At 62.6% G+C, this 262-nt stretch carries 1 pseudogene; it reads left to right on the top strand.

Features of this window, described 5'->3' with window-relative positions:
- Positions 1–136: 136 nt before the first annotated feature.
- Positions 137–262 (top strand): annotated as a pseudogene (locus FSO04_RS48185) (IS66-like element accessory protein TnpA); the annotation flags it as partial.

The raw sequence follows: 262 nt of genomic DNA, 5'->3' as shown, positions 1-262 counted from the left end.
GTTGACGCGATTGCCGACACACCGTGCCGCCGACATCGCGCAACTGCTTCCTCATCGCTGGACGCGGACCGCTGCTTGATCGTTTCAGCGATTGCCCCCGTCAAGATGCCTTCCCCGGGTGCTTACGACGCAATCCATGACAGAAGATGACCTGAGCTTTTTGCCCTTGCGTGTGACGCGTGTCGGTGTCGGCGGCAAGCGAAGCTTCGACCCGGCGGACAAGCGACGACTGGTCGAAGCCTGTCTGCGGCCAGGCGCCTCA

This window comes from Paraburkholderia madseniana (assembly GCF_009690905.1).
Classification (GTDB): domain Bacteria; phylum Pseudomonadota; class Gammaproteobacteria; order Burkholderiales; family Burkholderiaceae; genus Paraburkholderia; species Paraburkholderia madseniana.
The sequence above is the reverse complement of the archived record's forward strand: the minus strand, read 5'-3'. Positions and strand labels throughout refer to the sequence as shown.